This window comes from Mycobacterium sp. ABE4_509 (genome assembly GCF_056160785.1).
Window position 1 is genome coordinate 1 of record NZ_JBSWXU010000333.1, and the last position, 578, is coordinate 578.

Annotated in this window: 1 protein-coding gene; it reads left to right on the plus strand. The window is 66.3% G+C overall.

Annotated features, from left to right (window positions below):
- The coding region (locus tag ACXAID_RS28340; RefSeq protein WP_475025466.1) for a transposase at positions 1–560 on the plus strand (560 nt) is incomplete at its 5' end.
- Positions 561–578: the final 18 nt, after the last annotated feature.

Below are 578 nucleotides of genomic sequence, written 5' to 3' on the forward strand. Positions count from 1 at the left end.
GCTCGCTGGATCTGGCCAAGCATCGGGGGCTGCTGGGTGATTGGCTGGACACCCAAACCGGAATCGTGGCCGAGTTGGCCCGCGACGAGTTGGCCGACATCACCCGTCTCACCGAGACGATCAATGCGTTGGCCAAACGTATAGGCGAACGTGTGCGAAAGGTCGCGCCGGTCTTGCTGGCCATGCCGGGCTGTGGGGAGCTGACCGCGGCCAAACTGGTCGGTGAGGCCGCCGGGGTCACCCGGTTCAAAAGCGAGGCGGCCTTCGCCCGTCACGCCGGGGTGGCGCCGGTTCCGGTGTGGTCGGGCAACACCCGCGGACGGGTCCGGATGACCCGCTCGGGCAACCGCCAACTCAACGCCGCCCTGCACCGCATCGCAGTCACCCAGATCCGCCTCGACGGCCTCGGTCAGGCGTACTACCGCCACCGCTTGGCCCAAGGAGACTCCACCACCGAAGCCCTGCGCTGCCTCAAACGCCGCCTGGCACGAGTCGTCTTCGGCCACCTCCACACAGACCACAACAACCGTCAAGAGCCTTGCCAACTGGCAGCGGCTTGACATAGGAGAAACACATGA